This window comes from Fluviicola chungangensis (assembly GCF_007558725.1).
GTDB classification, from domain to species: Bacteria; Bacteroidota; Bacteroidia; order Flavobacteriales_D; family Crocinitomicaceae; genus Fluviicola; species Fluviicola chungangensis.
Genome location: NZ_VLPL01000007.1, coordinates 42,802 through 57,730, shown reverse-complemented (window position 1 = coordinate 57,730; position 14,929 = coordinate 42,802). Strand labels below are relative to the sequence as shown.

General features: G+C 41.7%; 17 protein-coding genes. 1 reads left to right on the top strand and 16 read right to left on the bottom strand.

Features of this window, described 5'->3' with window-relative positions; all coding sequences use genetic code 11:
- Positions 1 to 48 precede the first annotated feature (48 nt).
- From FO442_RS13815 to FO442_RS13740, 16 genes are all read right to left on the bottom strand, one after another.
- Positions 49 to 729, bottom strand: coding sequence for a PASTA domain-containing protein (locus tag FO442_RS13815; protein WP_144333796.1), 681 nt, complete (start codon positions 727 to 729; stop codon positions 49 to 51).
- Positions 722 to 1,639, bottom strand: a complete 918-nt coding sequence (locus FO442_RS13810; protein ID WP_144333795.1) for a PASTA domain-containing protein — start codon at positions 1,637 to 1,639, stop codon at positions 722 to 724. The genes FO442_RS13815 and FO442_RS13810 overlap by 8 nt, the downstream gene beginning before the upstream one ends.
- A complete protein-coding gene (locus FO442_RS13805) occupies positions 1,636 to 2,313 on the bottom strand; it encodes a hypothetical protein (RefSeq protein ID WP_144333794.1) in 678 nt (225 codons plus the stop codon). The genes FO442_RS13810 and FO442_RS13805 overlap by 4 nt, the downstream gene beginning before the upstream one ends.
- Position 2,314: 1 nt before the next feature.
- Complete coding sequence (locus FO442_RS13800; protein WP_144333793.1) at positions 2,315 to 3,388, bottom strand: hypothetical protein; 1,074 nt, start codon at positions 3,386 to 3,388, stop codon at positions 2,315 to 2,317.
- 25 nt (positions 3,389 to 3,413) lie between these two features.
- A complete protein-coding gene (locus tag FO442_RS13795) occupies positions 3,414 to 3,962 on the bottom strand; it encodes a hypothetical protein (RefSeq protein ID WP_222102003.1) in 549 nt (182 codons plus the stop codon).
- Positions 3,963 to 4,021: 59 nt separating this feature from the next.
- Positions 4,022 to 4,909 carry a hypothetical protein gene (locus tag FO442_RS13790; protein ID WP_144333792.1) on the bottom strand — a complete coding sequence of 296 codons (888 nt, stop codon included), beginning with the start codon at positions 4,907 to 4,909 and terminating at the stop codon, positions 4,022 to 4,024.
- A 27-nt stretch (positions 4,910 to 4,936) separates the two neighbouring features.
- On the bottom strand, positions 4,937 to 5,398 hold the full coding sequence (locus FO442_RS13785) for a hypothetical protein (protein ID WP_144333791.1): 462 nt from the start codon (positions 5,396 to 5,398) through the stop codon (positions 4,937 to 4,939).
- Positions 5,399 to 5,423: 25 nt separating this feature from the next.
- Positions 5,424 to 7,268, bottom strand: coding sequence for a hypothetical protein (locus tag FO442_RS13780; protein WP_144333790.1), 1,845 nt, complete (start codon positions 7,266 to 7,268; stop codon positions 5,424 to 5,426).
- Between the two features lie 156 nt (positions 7,269 to 7,424).
- Positions 7,425 to 7,982, bottom strand: coding sequence for a peptidylprolyl isomerase (locus FO442_RS13775; RefSeq protein ID WP_144333789.1), 558 nt, complete (start codon positions 7,980 to 7,982; stop codon positions 7,425 to 7,427).
- A gap of 5 nt (positions 7,983 to 7,987) precedes the next feature.
- Complete coding sequence (locus FO442_RS13770) at positions 7,988 to 9,046, bottom strand: hypothetical protein (protein ID WP_144333788.1); 1,059 nt, start codon at positions 9,044 to 9,046, stop codon at positions 7,988 to 7,990.
- A 292-nt stretch (positions 9,047 to 9,338) separates the two neighbouring features.
- A complete protein-coding gene (locus FO442_RS13765; RefSeq protein WP_144333787.1) occupies positions 9,339 to 10,325 on the bottom strand; it encodes a T9SS type B sorting domain-containing protein in 987 nt (328 codons plus the stop codon).
- A 12-nt stretch (positions 10,326 to 10,337) separates the two neighbouring features.
- Entirely contained in the window at positions 10,338 to 11,063 is a 726-nt protein-coding gene (locus tag FO442_RS13760) for a LytR/AlgR family response regulator transcription factor (RefSeq protein ID WP_144333786.1), read from the bottom strand.
- Positions 11,060 to 12,085, bottom strand: a complete 1,026-nt coding sequence (locus tag FO442_RS13755; protein ID WP_144333785.1) for a sensor histidine kinase — start codon at positions 12,083 to 12,085, stop codon at positions 11,060 to 11,062. Before FO442_RS13755 ends, FO442_RS13760 begins: the two co-directional genes overlap by 4 nt.
- 6 nt (positions 12,086 to 12,091) lie before the next feature.
- The gene (locus tag FO442_RS13750) at positions 12,092 to 12,904 is read right to left on the bottom strand and encodes a LiaF transmembrane domain-containing protein (RefSeq protein WP_144333784.1); all 813 of its coding nucleotides are present in this window, start codon (positions 12,902 to 12,904) and stop codon (positions 12,092 to 12,094) included.
- 83 nt (positions 12,905 to 12,987) lie between these two features.
- On the bottom strand, positions 12,988 to 13,602 hold the full coding sequence (locus FO442_RS13745; RefSeq protein ID WP_144333783.1) for a YdeI/OmpD-associated family protein: 615 nt from the start codon (positions 13,600 to 13,602) through the stop codon (positions 12,988 to 12,990).
- Positions 13,589 to 14,005 carry a hypothetical protein gene (locus FO442_RS13740; protein ID WP_144333782.1) on the bottom strand — a complete coding sequence of 139 codons (417 nt, stop codon included), beginning with the start codon at positions 14,003 to 14,005 and terminating at the stop codon, positions 13,589 to 13,591. Before FO442_RS13740 ends, FO442_RS13745 begins: the two co-directional genes overlap by 14 nt.
- Positions 14,006 to 14,270: 265 nt before the next feature.
- Here FO442_RS13740 and FO442_RS13735 point away from each other — a divergent pair, with 265 nt between their 5' ends.
- On the top strand, positions 14,271 to 14,918 hold the full coding sequence (locus tag FO442_RS13735; RefSeq protein WP_144333781.1) for a murein L,D-transpeptidase catalytic domain-containing protein: 648 nt from the start codon (positions 14,271 to 14,273) through the stop codon (positions 14,916 to 14,918).
- Positions 14,919 to 14,929: the final 11 nt, after the last annotated feature.

Sequence of the window (14,929 nt, the reverse complement as noted above, 5' to 3'; positions counted from 1 at the left end):
AAAATTCAGGATACGGGATCTTCTCGTATCCTGAATTTCTCCTGAAGATTAGATCTCAGTGGTGGTGATCTGAAGAACAATCAGGTTTCCGATCCTGGACACTGTTCCGTAAGCCGGACTTTGGCCAGAGATAGGAAGATTCAAAACTGTTTCTTCGTCCGCTATCACTTCGTTGTTCGAGTCATCTCTTAATTCGTAGATGAAGCCCAGATTTTCAATCAATGCTTTCGTTGTTTCGTCCCAGGATTTTCCATTGAAATCCGGAATAAGACGAAGCTCTCCGCTGCCTTGCGGAGGTGGAACAGGAACGATTTTAAACTTCAGTTTGGCCATTGCATTGGCTTGTAGGCCATACCGGTTCATATTTCCTGCGTTTAGCGGGGTGGCATTGATTTTATACTTGGAAAGTGTATAGCCGGAAGTCGGAGCAGACTGCTCGGATTTCAGGTCCAGCGACAGGGAAATTTGTGCTTCCACTTCTGTTTCGGGAATGGTGTAAAAGGTGGGTTGGTATCCCATTTCCCGAATCAGGTTTATGAGGTTTAATTCCTCATTGGAACGTTCACTGTCTTTGCTGAAATCATAGATGTCCAATGTTTGCTGAAGTGCTCCCTGATCAAGAGCTGCCTGTGCATCGCCGACTCCCTGGCCAACTGAACTGATTAATTCGCCCAACGGGCTACCCAGCAGTTCACTGAATAATTGAATGGGGTTATTTGTATCACTCATGTTTACTAAAAATTACGGTTACTAATTGATTTGGTTGAACGCTGATTCCTTTAAGCGGGGATTGCTTGAACGAGTCGCCGTTCACAACGCTCTCTTTTTTCTGGTAAACCGGGTTCAAACGTAAGCCGGCTTTTTTCAGAATTCTTCTGACCGCAGTTTCGGTTAAGCCCATCACGTCCGGCATACTGATACTTAAGTTTTCCCGATTATGAACAGGAGTGATGTCAAAGAACAATTCACTGATTGCTTCTCCATTCACATTTTCGGAATTTTCAAGGTTCAGCAAGGAAGCGCTTAATGACTCGCCGTCTCCATGGACCAATGCTTTCAGTTTCACTGAAATATTGGATAGTTTAAATGGGGACTCACTTGATGTTTGGCTTGCTGCTGCAATTTCAGAGACGAGATTCGTATACAAATCCTGGATTGGAATCGGTGGTACCGCTGGTTCAGGTATTGTAACGGTTACAGGGAAATAATTGGCAACAGGCAGGATATCTGCGAATGCGCTGCTTGAATCGAGGATTAATTCATTCGGGATCATATACAAGGTACCGAAATCGATTTCGAAAGCGATCATTCCGTCTACTGGTTCCAGGTTGAATGTAAAGGAACTTCCGATAACGGGCTGTTTGGTAATATCAGGAGAGAGTGGTGCGTCAGGTATAATACGCATCGGAGGAAGTTTTTCCTGTGCTATCAAATCGTAAAAGAGCGCCTGAGTTGAATTGGCATCTCTGACTTCCTGGTTGACAACCAAAAAACCACTCTTGGTATTACCTCCGAAAACGGTGATCCAATCTGAATCCACGAAACTGTAGTATTGAATACTCGCCGCAAAATTCTCGGCTAAATCATTTGTCCCGGTATAAAGCTTCAGCTTTAAAATAAAATAATTGAAATCTATCATGGTTTACTAATTGCGATTGACATAAATTGTGTTCCACTATTGGCTTTAAAGACGAAGGTCCTTCCTGCGTCATAATCAGAGGTTTTCAGTTTAACCTGTACATAAACACATCCGTCGTCCGGTCTGGTAAAGCCATCTTTTGAACCGATGAAGCTGGGTACTATGACAGGAATTTTGGAGTTGAGGTCCAGTGAGGTGGCTTCGTCGAAGTTGATCTCAATTCGTTGGCCGATAACCCATTCTCCGTTTGGTTGAAGTGCCTGGACAGCGATCGAATACAGGACATAATCGCTGTTGGCTTCAACCAGTTTAACTATTCCGTTCAGGGAAATTTGAGGCAATCCTTCATTGGGCATAACCGCGACAAATCGTCCGGAAATATTGCTGGTAACAATGCCCTGGTTCTTTGTTGTTGTCTCTGTGCTTCGAAACGGGATGAAGCGAATGGCATTTCCACCGGCGGTATTTCCGCCTGTCTGGGATGTTTCGAATTGCGAGATCACTTCCAGGTTGAAATCCAGGTAAGGAAGCTGATATAAGGTGTTTGGCCTGCCGTATTCATCATATTGAGGCACACTGCGCAAGGTTTCCTGCGCTTCATTCAAACTGTCCGCGATGCTGAGAACTATTTCATGCAGGGCCAGCGAATTGGTGGTGGTTGTTGTTGAACTCATTTTAAATGTATTTTTCGTTTTTGCGTTCTTTTTTTCTACTTGACCGTTTTTCTTCTTTTTGTTCGGCCTTTTTTCTGGATAGAAATCGTTCTTTCAGTTTTTCTCTGCGTTCCGTATCTTTTTGTTCCGCTTCTTTTTGCTCTGCTTTTTTGGCAGAAGCATTTTCAGAAAGGTTATTTTGACGATCATCCATAGACAATTCTTTTTTGAGTTTGTCGGTCATTTCCTTAATTTGAGGGTCTTTAGATTCGAGTGATCCGATTGAGTCATTGACAGCTGCTTTCACAGACTGACCAAACCGTTTGGTTTCTTCCAGTTTTTCTTCCAGTTTTTTCAGGTGGATCTTTTCTTTCAGTTTTGCTTTCGCGGCCTCACGTTTTTCGTCCCAATCATCTTTTATCTTGCGAACCTGAGTAGGAATTACTGCAGTTTTTTTCTCCTGATCCAGTTTCTTTTGAAACTTCACAAGATCCTTCTGTCCGAACAGATCGAAAGAGGGTTTCAATTCCCTGATTTTTTCTGGGATCTGTTTTACCTTCTTTATTTGTTCGGTTGGCACTTTTTTCACTCTTTCTATTACATCTTTCTTTTTCCGGATAGTATTGGTATCAAACCAACGTTTTTCAGAACTGTTTTTTGTTGATTTCGGTGCTTTTAGGCTGGTTGAAGGATCTTGTTCGGTTTCTTTTTTAGACAAAGATTTCCTTTGAAGGGCAAGTTTTTCTTTCAGGCGGGCCTGATTTTCTTCCCATTTCTCCAGTTCTTTGCTTTTTTTTAAGAGCCGCTCTTCGAGTTTTTTCTTCTGAGCGGCTCTTTTTTTTTCTTTCTCGCGTTTACTTTTAAACGATTCGATAGTGCCGGTGAACCGAGGATTTTCTTCTACAGGATTATTCGATTGAAGCAAATTGCCCATCTCATTTTCCAAAGACTGGCGTTCCTTCAACAAATGGTCCAATTCCTGGTTTTGCGCTGCAAGTTCGTCCAGCGTTAATTGGATATTACTAAAAGAGTTTTCGCTTGCTGTGTTGGAATCAAAATCTGTGGTTTTGACGAGTTTTTTCCAGCTTTTTGTCATAATCTTGTTTTAGAATAGGTTGGTATTAAATTTCATTTTCCTCTTCAGGCATTTCTGACTGAATGGTCTCGATTTGTTTTTCGTCCATCAATTGTTTCAAACGGCTTTCAAACATGGCCGGAGCGGGAACCGTTACGAGTTTGGTGCGCATTTCGGAGCTCCCGCTTGCTTCGTATTGGTACTTCTGTGAATAACTTGCGTTCACAGAGGCCGCAATTACACCAAACGGTGACCAGGCAACGCCTCCGACAGAAGATTCAGCGCTAACTTCTTCTTCTTTTTTCATGGAAATAGCCAATTTGAGTTCAATGTATGTTTCTACGAACTGGTAAAATGTAGGTGTGAAACCGAGAGCAAGCAAACTCACTCCGGGATCATTTTCCCTGAGTTTGATCAGGGAATTTTCATCCCGTTCCAGGTTTCCTTCATCATTTAGTTTAAATCCCGCCATTAATTGCGCGATCTTGATAGAAACACGATCGAGAGCATATTGAGCCTCGGCAATCCCTACACCAAGCGTGCGAACTAATTCAGGAAACGGAGCATTTAATAACTCTCTTCCAACATTTATCATAAGCTTATTGATTAAGGGTTAATAGAGCAGCTGCCGGTTTGACAGCTGCCCGGGGTTAATTATGCCGGCGTTTGCGGTGGCGTTGTGTTGTTAAACTCTTCCTCCATCAATCGCTGGATACGCTGTTCCAGAACTGCAGGGGCAGGAATCGGTACCAATTTGGTGCGAAGCAAACTCGATCCTTCAGCAGAGTAGCTGTACTTCTGAGCATAGCTGGCGTTCACCTGTGTGGTTTGAACGGATCGTCCGAATTTGATTCTTCCTAATCCAAAGCCAATTCGTGCCGCACTTGATCGTAAATTGTTATTTACAGCGCTGTTGGTAGATCCTTCCTGCGTATAGCGGATGGAAATTTTCACTTCAATGATCGTATCAACAAATTGATAGAATGTCGGGGTGAAACCACATTCCAACATGGAAATTCTGCGTGGAAGTTTTAAGATAGTCGTAGAATCTGTTGTTGTATTTGTTGAAGCAATTTTCAAATCTCCATAAGATACCTGGCTTGCTGGGGCATCAAGAGCTCCGGTTCCGTTACCTACATAATAAAATCCTTGGAAATCAATGTATTCAGTTGTTAAAAGTTTCGTGGATCCAGGAGTGAAACCGCCTACTGGAACAGAAACCATTGCTGGTGAGTAGCCTGTATCCAACAATGTTCTGATTTCAGCTTTTTGCTGGATGTTTACTGTGCTATTGTGTCGTGCAATAGCCTCGGCTCTTGATACATCTTCGGTTCCGAAATATACCCGGCTGTCGTGGAAAGTAACATTTCCTTCTTCATCCGTAACGGTTGTTAAACCGCCCATCATTTCGGCTACATCGATAGAGTTCTGATCCAGAACAATTTGTGCTTCTGCGATTGCAAAAGCCATTTGGCGAATCATGTCGCCCATAGGCACGTCAAGAAGTTCCTGACCAATGCGTGGTTTGGTGTTTTCAAACATACTTTGTTGTTTTTGTTGATTAAAAGATTACGTTGTTGTGTTTCCTTCTGAGCTTAAATTTTTCAGAAGTGTAACGAGGTTTTCGGGTGGAGGCAGTGAAACCATGCGGGCCGCAATACTCGAAGAAGCCGAAGCGGATTGATCAAATTTACGTGCGTAACCTGCACTGACGGTAGTCGAAACCACCTGTGTTTCAACTGAAACCACGCCATTCACATCGAAAGCAGTCGATTCTGACATGGCAAAATCCATTTTTGCATCGAAGCTTGCTTCCGTAAAAGCGTAAAAACTGGGAACAAAACCTAGGTTTAACAGGCTGATTTGATTTCCCCCGATTTCCACGGTGCTGGAAGCGATTTTCTTGAGCATTTCGATGGAATTGCTGTCTAACGCCGCTTGCGCTGTTGCTATTGAAAGTCCCATGTTTTCGATCATAGACGAAAGCGGGGAGTTCGTTAGCGTGCTTGTTATTGTTTCAATTGCTGGCATGTACTAGGAATTTAATAGGTGAATACTATTCTTCCGTAGTCTGACTTCCGTATTTGGTATTCAGGTAGTTCAGGAAGTTTTCAGGTGCAGGAAGTGAAACCAATCGTGCTGACATGGCAGAGTTTCCTTCCATCGACATTTCAAACTGGCGGGACATTCTGAAATCCACGTTGGCTCCGAAAGCAAATGATTTGCTTTGTGTACTGTTACTTGAACTTTCGCTTGTTGCAGCACTTTCTTTCTTGGTTTTCGCCCACAGGTAAGAACTTTGGTTTTCACTACCTTCACTGCCGCTTTCCGAATTCTCTTCAATGGAAATCTCCTCTGCCGCATTGGAAAGCAAATGCAATTTGACAATTGCTTCGTTGTCCAGGGAGTAGTGAAGTTCTTCAGCAGTTTCTTCGTGTGAATGGTTGGACATTAGTGCCTGAGCCTCACTCAAAATTGTGCTGAAAGAAGCATTGGTTGAAACTAAGGAAATGTCACCATACTGAACATCCAATGTAATGAAAGTACTGGTAGGTGATATACCTTTATCATCTGCATAGATAAATTTGTTTGGTCCACTGCTTGTTTTTTCAGGAGCTGCGTCTTTGGTCGTGTTACCATCAATAAAGATCATGTAATCGGCATTCAATTCGATTGTAGCTTGACGAAGAAGCAAATCGCTGGCACCGGCTGCATTGGTTACCGCACCAATTCCTACATTGACTGGAGCTGAAGATCCGAAGATATGACCACACAGCTTTTCAGCACGTCTTTTCGCCAAACTTCTGTTCTTCGGATTGTTTCCGCCTTTCGGATCTGTCATTCCGGTAATGGTAATCGATGCATCTGAATCATGGCTTTGGATCAAACGAAGCACTCTGTGAATTAACGGGTGCTGATCGTGGTTTTGATTAGGATTGGCTACAATTGGCCCCGGATAAGTGTATAGAAGGTCAGCCGAATCATTTGGTCCGTCCTTCAGGTTTTTACCGTAAGTAATCTCATCACTGTTGTATCCGAAATAAAGGTTGCTTGAAACCTCTACCCAGTTGGGACCGTACTTTGCATACAAATTTCCTGTTTTTGTAATCGCATAAACGGTTGCTCCTCCTGATCCTGTAACGGCATCTTCCAAAAATGTACTTGAAAAAGCTGTTGCCAAAGCAAAGCCGTTCGGTGTACCTCCGTCCACGTCAATAGAAGTTGCGGTGTAAAAATCTTTGATTTTCAAGATTCCAACTCCATTAGTTCCGAAATGCAAGCCTTTTTCAATTCGAACAAAGCCTCCGTCCATCCAAACATCTACTCCAAGACTGTTGTTTTCGGTAAGTTTTCTGGACTGGATTTCTTCATAGACCTGGTCAACGGATGCTTCAGTCTTGATCTTGTGTTTGAAATCCTCCAGGCGGCTTTTCGAATCAAGAAACTCGCTTTGGCTGACAAATTTGTTGTTGATCTTGATCGCCTTTTTTTCCTTTGCACGAAAGTTTAGTTGTCTCACAGATTTGTATTCTTCCGAAGTTTCGGAATAGCTGTTTGAACTTAAAAAATCGCGGTTAGAAGCAGAGTACCCTTTTTGGTTGGCCAATTGGACATCGATTCCGAATCCGAATTCCAGAGCTTCTTTCAGGCCCATTCTCAAACTGATACTGGCACTGATGTCTGCATACTGGAATGCGTAAAAGACAGGAGCAAATCCTAAAGACAACAAGGATTCACCGTCGATGTTAGTTTCTGCCAATTTAATAGCCTGTGCTATCGAATTGTCATCTAGTTTCTGTTGAGCTTCCGCAATTCCCATCGCAAGGTTTGTAAAGATGTCGCTGACATCAACCTGCTGCAGAATGGAAGCTCCTTCACTGAATTTGGTTAAATCACTCATAAATTAATTGTTTTTTAATGTTTCTTACGAAATACAGGCAGCATCCGTCAAATGAGGGTGTAACCGGTTTGTCCCGTTCATTTTTGGTGATGGGTTTCAGGCGGATAATTATTTGTGCGCACAAATAAGGCTACCTGTATCTCGTAAAAAACGTTGTTAGAACGGATTGATCATTTCCGGCAGTTGCACTGCTATTTTTTCGTTGACATTCTCCTTACGAACAGTAAAGTAGTGATGTTTGATTTGTAAATCACGCACTTTTTGGTGAGTAATTGCATAGCCTCTTCGAAGCCAGTTTAGTAATTCCGTACTCAAGGGCATAGACAAGTTTTTTGCCTCCTTGAGTGCAGAATCCAAAGCTTCTATCGCCTCTTCTTTATCATCCAGGTAGATGCACTGGATTCCTTTCCGTTCCCAGAGGGATGCGAGGTTTTTCCTGAACCAATCGTCTGTTCGTTCGGCCTTTTTAGGTGTCAGGAAATCGATGCTTTTTTCGCAAAAAGTGATGATTTCTTCGTGTGCCTCCATCATTTCCAGGGATTCCATGGCACACAAACTGTAATGCTGCAGGAAAACTTCTGAGTTATCGGCTGTTTGACACATGCGCATGGCCTCTTTATAATGGCGTAATGCTTCTTTGTGATCTCCTCTTAAAGCGAGTACTTTTCCGTTTTCAGCGATTTGGAGATGGAGGTTTGGTTTGTGTTCGTTCATAGTGGTTAGTATTCGTATTCAATTTCACACCCAATAGTTTCCAGCTGTTTTTCAAGTAGTCTGCTCACAGTACCACCGAGGGGCATTGGGGCTTTCCAGACATCAGTGAGTTTGTCTAAATTGACATCTTTGTAAAATTTGCTCAGGATTTCCCGTGCTTTTCCAGAATCGGTAATGTTACTTACTGAGATGACGTACTTTCCGAATGGGATCTGTTCTTCGGAACAGGTTAAACCGGCCTGTTTATACCAGGCTAATTTTTCCTGAAGTATTCCGTAGTTGACAGATTCATCCAGTAAAACAGGTAGATTGGTGTGGATTTCTGCGAGCACTTCCACCGGCATGCCGATTTCGTTTACCAAAAATTCGGTTTGGGAAGTGTTCGTCAGGTCAAAGTTCTCCAGGAGAATACGAAACCTGGCATAACTCTGATTGTAGATCTTAACCTCATGCTTTGATCGGTGGCGTGTGAGAAACTGGTTCATTTGTTCGTAGGTTAAGTTGCGAACCCATTTTGTTTCTCCTTTAGGAATGGTGATTTCCTGGTTTGCGATGAGGTTAATTAACTTTAAGCGGTCGCTTTCTGATTCTGCGGTGAATTCAATGGTGTACAAATCCATCTTCGGGTTACTTGCAATCACTTCAGCATCTATGCGTTTTTGCAAGCTCTCTGCGGTGGCCATAGATACTCCGCCCAAAACCACACTTGGTTCATTGAGCAAAAGTTGCAGAGATTCACTTTCATTGCAGCCCAGAAATTCAGACAGCTGTTTGTTAACGGTGCTTAGTTTCACCGGATCATTGATGTGTACGGAAAGATCCAGGGATTCTGTAGGCAGAGGTACTTCTTCATCTGTACTTTGTATCAAAACTTCCAGCCCGAGTTCTGTTAAAATAGTAGATGCTTTTTCTGCCAGCGCTTCTTCTGCATTGTCCAAAAAGACAGCAGGCGCATTGTAAAGAATTTTGAATAATAACTCCTGGTTGATTTCAAAAGCTTCGGAAATTGCTTTGATAACTTTTGGAGTCGCCGTACCAACGGAAAGGATGATAATTCGTTTCACGATTCGATTTATAATGGTTAATAATTAAGGTTGTTTGTGCAATAAGTCCTTTTCTGAACTTGCTACCTTACAAAGATAAAAAATTTATTTCGATCTGCCAAATTTTTTTGAATAAAAATTGATTAAAAAATAATCTTTTTTCAAAAATACCCAGTTTTATTAGTGTTTTAACGGATAATATTTTTGATTATTTTTTAATCAAAATTGAGTTTACAAACCTTTTTAGAAACCAAAAAATAGGGGCAGATAATTATCCGCCCCTACTTTTATTTTGATCTATTGGAATGAATTATTATTTGACCAAATGCACGAATTTTTGTCCTTCCAGGTACTCACCAAGTATGCCGGTTACTTTATACTGGTAAAAGTAAACTCCCTCAGAAGCTTGTTCTCCATTCGGCATGGTACCGTCCCATTGAAAATGGATATCCGTGGATTTGAACATTAAATTCCCCCAACGATTGGTCACAATCACTTCTAGTGAGGCTACATTAGAACTTGCAAATTCAAAGAAATCGTTGTTGTGATCGCCGTTCGGTGTGAAAATATTCGGGAAATCAATAATCATTGGTTGGTTCGGTTCCACCACCACAATGGTGACATAAGCGGTATCAGAACAACCAAATTGGGATGAAGCAACTAGTATGACGGTGTACTGTCCGGTACTGTCATATGTCTGGGATTGACTGTTAATACTCGCTGTTGTCAAATCCGTTCCGTTTCCGAAATACCAATGATAGACAGTCGCATTCTGACTTCCGTTCGTTAAGTTTACTGCCAATGGTGCAGTTCCTGTTGAAGGGGTAGCATCAACAACTGCGAGCGGAGGAGCGATCAGATTCACCGCCGCACTGGTCGCTGAACAACCATTTGCATCAGTTACAGTGACTGTAATAGGAGCCGAACTGGTTGTTTGGATCGTTTGCTGATTCCCGCCGATACTCCAGAAGTAACTTGCATACGGACCTCCTGCATCAAGTGTAGCTTGATTTCCTTCACAATACCAAAGATTTCCTGTAATAACCGGATTGGGACCCGGATTTACAACCAATGTCACATTTGAAATACTGTCGCAACCTCCGGATGACTGGAAAGTCTGACTGTAAACTCCTGCAGTTGATTGGGAAATGCCGTGAATAACGGCACTCTGTCCCTGGCAAATCGAAACAGTGGAATTGGTTACAATTTGGGCAACGGAAGTAACATTCACGGAAGGGCTTGTTCCCTGGCAGCCGTTGTTATCTGTTACTGTAACGGTAATTAGACCAAAAAAACACACAAAACTAACTTATTACAAACCTAACCGGGACTTCAAATCACTGTAGGAAGAACGGGAGATCGGGATGCTTGTTCCGCTCTTTAAAATGGCAACATAGCTGTTTTTTTCGTAAGATTCAATTTTGGTCAATTGATTGACATTTAAAATGTAGGAACGATGAATGCGAATAAACTGATCTTTTGGAAGGACTTGTTCAAAATGATTCATTGTTTGTTTTTTCAGGATGTATTTTTTTCCCTGATAGATCTTTACATAGTCGTCATAGGCCTCTATGTAATCGACTTCATTGATCGGAATGATTTTGATTTCTGTTCCGTCTTTCACAACAATCCGGTTTTGTTCATGGATGATTTGAAGTGGAATATCTTTTTTCTGATCGTTCTGTAATTCGGAATTCCTTTTTTTATTGACTGCGGAATCAAAGCGTTCTTCTGAAAAAGGTTTTAGTAAATAGTCCAATGCATTGACTTCGAATGCCTTTAAGGCAAATTCGTCAAAAGCAGTCGTGAAAATCACGGATGGATTTTCAGTCAGTAATTCCAATAATTCGAAACCATTGATTTTGGGCATTTGAATATCCAAAAACAACAAGTCGGGTTTCACTTCGGGAATGAGTTTCAATGCTTCAAACCCATCGTTTGCTTCTCCTGCCAGGACAATGTCCGAATACTTTTGTAAATGTTTTTTAACAACCTCTCTGGCTAAAGGTTCGTCGTCTACAATAAATGCTTTAATCATTTCGGGATTAAGATTTTGGTAATGAATAGTTTATCTTTTTTTTCTGTGGTTAACAGGTCGTATTGATTAAAAAGCAGCATCAATCTGCGTTTAATACTTGTCAATCCGAAACCTTTTCCGGTCTTATACTGTGTAAAATCCGAATCAAACGGATTTCTTACTTCGATCAACAAGCCATTTTCCTGGAGTTGTACGCCCACATAGATTGTTACTTCGTCTGTTGATCCGTATAGACCGAATTTGATTGCGTTCTCAATAACCGGTTGCAGCAAAAGTGGAGGAACAAGGGTTTTCATACAGCCTTCATCGATGTCGAATTCCGTTTTTAAACGGTGTCCGAAACGGATTTTTTCAATTTCCAGGTAGCGTTTTACCTGTTCGATTTCTTCTGCAATAGGGATGAGGGTTTGGATGTCTTTGCGCAGCGTTCCTCTCAAAAAGTCACTTAACAGGAGAATCATCCGGTTAGCTTCTTTTGGATTTATCTCAGTCAATGCACCGATGGAATTCAAACTGTTGAATAAAAAATGTGGTTGTAATTGCTGATGGATATTGTCTAGTTCAGCCTTTGTCAATGCGCGTTCCTGTTCAATCAGTTGCTGCTGGACCTGTGACTGGATCTGCTGATTCTTATTGATCCACCAATACAAACTCACCGAAATGAGGATAAAAAATACGATGAAGGCCCGGGCGCCTTCAAAGGGAAGAATGTATTCTCTCCACCGTTCATCACCCAAGACCAGTTGAAATGCACTGTTAATGGATAGCTGGTAAAATGCGGTTAAAACCAAAACTAAACCGAAGTTGGAAAAATTAACTGGTCTTTTCGCGTGATAATACGTTTGGATGAAATAAATGATCTGTGAAATGACGGAGATCAGGAGTCCGGAAAAAAGAGTATCCTTCCATACAATATCTATCGGATAGTGATTGATTAAAAGGACACAGAAAAATACAAGACTTGCAATCACCGTCCAAACGATGAAAAGCAATTGCACTCTTGTACTTGTCTTTAAAAACATTCCGTGTTATTTACTGAAACTGTTTACTTCAATTCCCCCGAACATGCAGGTCCCTCTAAGAATAATCACTTTACTTTCTTCACCGGCTTCTCGCTGGTATTGTGGGCGCTTGTCCTCAAATGCTCCAAAAATGCTGGCTACCTCCGAAATAACTTCCCAATTGTTTGGGATCGTTAAGGTGGTGCCTCCGAATATGTTGGTTACGTCAATGACGATGCGGCCCTGGAAATCGGCTTGCGAAAGGTTGATGTCTGTTCCGCCGAAGAAAGAAACAATGTCTGCTCCTTTAAAAGTCTTGCTGACGATCGTTTTTGTAATCCCTCCGAAAAAGCTGACACTGTCGATGAAATCATCTTCATTGTACTTATAATAGCTGAAACCACGTTGTTGTGCTTCGTGAATTTCCTTCCAGTTTTCACGGGAAAAACGCTGTTTTCTTCTGTGGTGTTTTCCGAATTTTTTATTCGAAAAGAAGACAATGGCAAGCCCCACCAAAATGATTACAATCGGGAGAATGATTTTGACATTGATCAATTTCGGGTACCATTCCGCCCAAAGAAAGAATTTACCGACGATGATCATCAGGTAACCGTGAAATTTACTGAACTTGTGTTTGATCAGCACCACGATCCCGATGACAATGAGGATCATCTGCCAGCTAAGTAAGTAAGAAGGAATGTGGTATCCCAGTTGTTTCAATAAGTAAACTACTCCAAAGAAAACAATGGCTAATCCACCTGCAATTTTTCCGCGACGATGTCCTTTTTGTGCTTTTAAGATTTCGTGTTCTATTTCCGTGCGGATGTTATCTGTTTCCATAATCTGAAAGATTTATAAAGCAAAGGTATAAGACTAATCAGGAGTTAAATAGTCAAAATCGGTCAATGGTGGGCGAAAATCGGTTAACGCATGTATTTCCAGTCTTTTGACTTCCCTTCCAAGAGATTTTCCAGGGTTTGCTGTAATCTGCGCTGTTTGGTTTCTTCCCGTTTTGCCTCTGTTATCCAGTTGATGTACTCTCTTTGATGAGATGGAGGAAAGGATTCAAAAACCGCTTTCGCTTTAGGCTCCGATTCAAGCAGTACGATCAATTCAGCAGGAATTTCTCCCACCGGTTTTTTTATTTTCGGGTTTAATTCACGCGGAATGGTTCCCTGTTCAATCAGCGTCATTGCTTCCAGGATATAAGCACCCAAATGTTCTGTTTTTGGCAAATCTGCTGAAGAGGCTATTTTTCCCAAGCTTCCCATTCCACCTTCCTTGTCGCGTTTGAATATTCCGTGCGGATCATGCATTTCGGACTGCAACCAGAAACCAAAAGAACAATGGTTTTTAAAGGATGCCATATTACACAGGATTTTCCCCCGGTACGTAAAAAACGGCATGCTCCATTTCATGGCTTCTTCCACATCCGGACAAAAATCGTGGACTATTTCTCTCAGCTCCCGTAAGATGGGCTGAGCAAAATCGGCAGATTTTGAGATGTATTGTGTTATTCGTTCGTCACGTGGTTTCATCGGTGTTCTTTTTTCGAATTAGGAAATAAGCAATGTATCCAACAGGAATAAACGTAACCAGGCAAGTAATCCACATCCATTTCGGATGGTGGATAATGAATAAGTTGATGAGTGTAAGAACGTTCAAAACACCGACAGAAGCTAACATGGGCTTGGGAGAGGTCCTCCCGGAAATAAACGTGCTGGCAAGTGCGGCAACAAAAGCAGCAACGATCCAATTCAGCACGACCACCATTTTTGAGCCGAGCGGGACATCGTTTTCAATATAGTCGCTCAGCAATGCCGGATCGGCAGGGATCGGTTTTTCCAGGGGGAAAATGTAAGTAGACATGCTTTCGCCCAGAGCAACAAAAAGCCCTCCGACAATAATTCCGACAATAATTGCAATGGTTCCTTTCTTCATAAGAAGCTATTTTCCAGTAAATATAAGAAAAAGCGTAGCTTTTGAAGACTAAATTACGACAAACGTCAGTGCGGAAGTAATTTGGGACAGCGTAGCTTTTGAAGACTAAATTACGACAAACGTCAGTGCGGAAGTAATTTGGAAAAGTGATTCGATGTGGGGTATAGGGGAGTCTACCGGACAGTAAAATTTAAATGGGAGTTTAATAAAGTTCTTCTTATTTTGTACCGGAATTATTTTTTTGGCGTTAGAATTAAAACTGAAAATGAACCGACTGTATTATTTGATTGCCTTTCTTTTAACGGTTTGTGCCTGTACTTATAATCAGGCGCAGGTAAGTGACCTAACCAGGGAAGAATCTTCCGGGGCCATGCCTGAATCCGATTATGATTCTACTCGTCTTTTGAGCGTATTGCCGCAGCAAATCGCCGCAGTTAAAACCTATATTAAAAGCAAAGGAGGAATCTACTCGAATCAGAAAGCCATCCTGGTGGATATGAAAATTCCATCGAAGTATTTCCGCCTGTTTGTGATAGATCTGAAAACGAATAAAATTATTTCAAAGGGATTATGTGCACATGGCTCCGGATCCGAAATAGCAGGTACAGATTCCCTGCAGTTCAGCAATATTCCCAATTCTTATATGACTTCTTTGGGGTTGTATAAGATCGGTCATTCTTACCAGGGAAGTTTTGGAAAATCGTATAAACTGGCAGGTTTGGAAAAATCAAATGATAAAGCAGCCGTAAGGGCAATCGTACTTCACCGGTACAGCTGTGTTCCGGATGAGGAACAACATTACCCTATTTGCAACAGTTTGGGATGTGCCATGTTATCGGAAAAGTATTTCGAAGAATTGATGCCGATTATTGACCGGGAACCGAAACCAATGATTTTGAAAATCTATTATTAGGAATAAGAGCT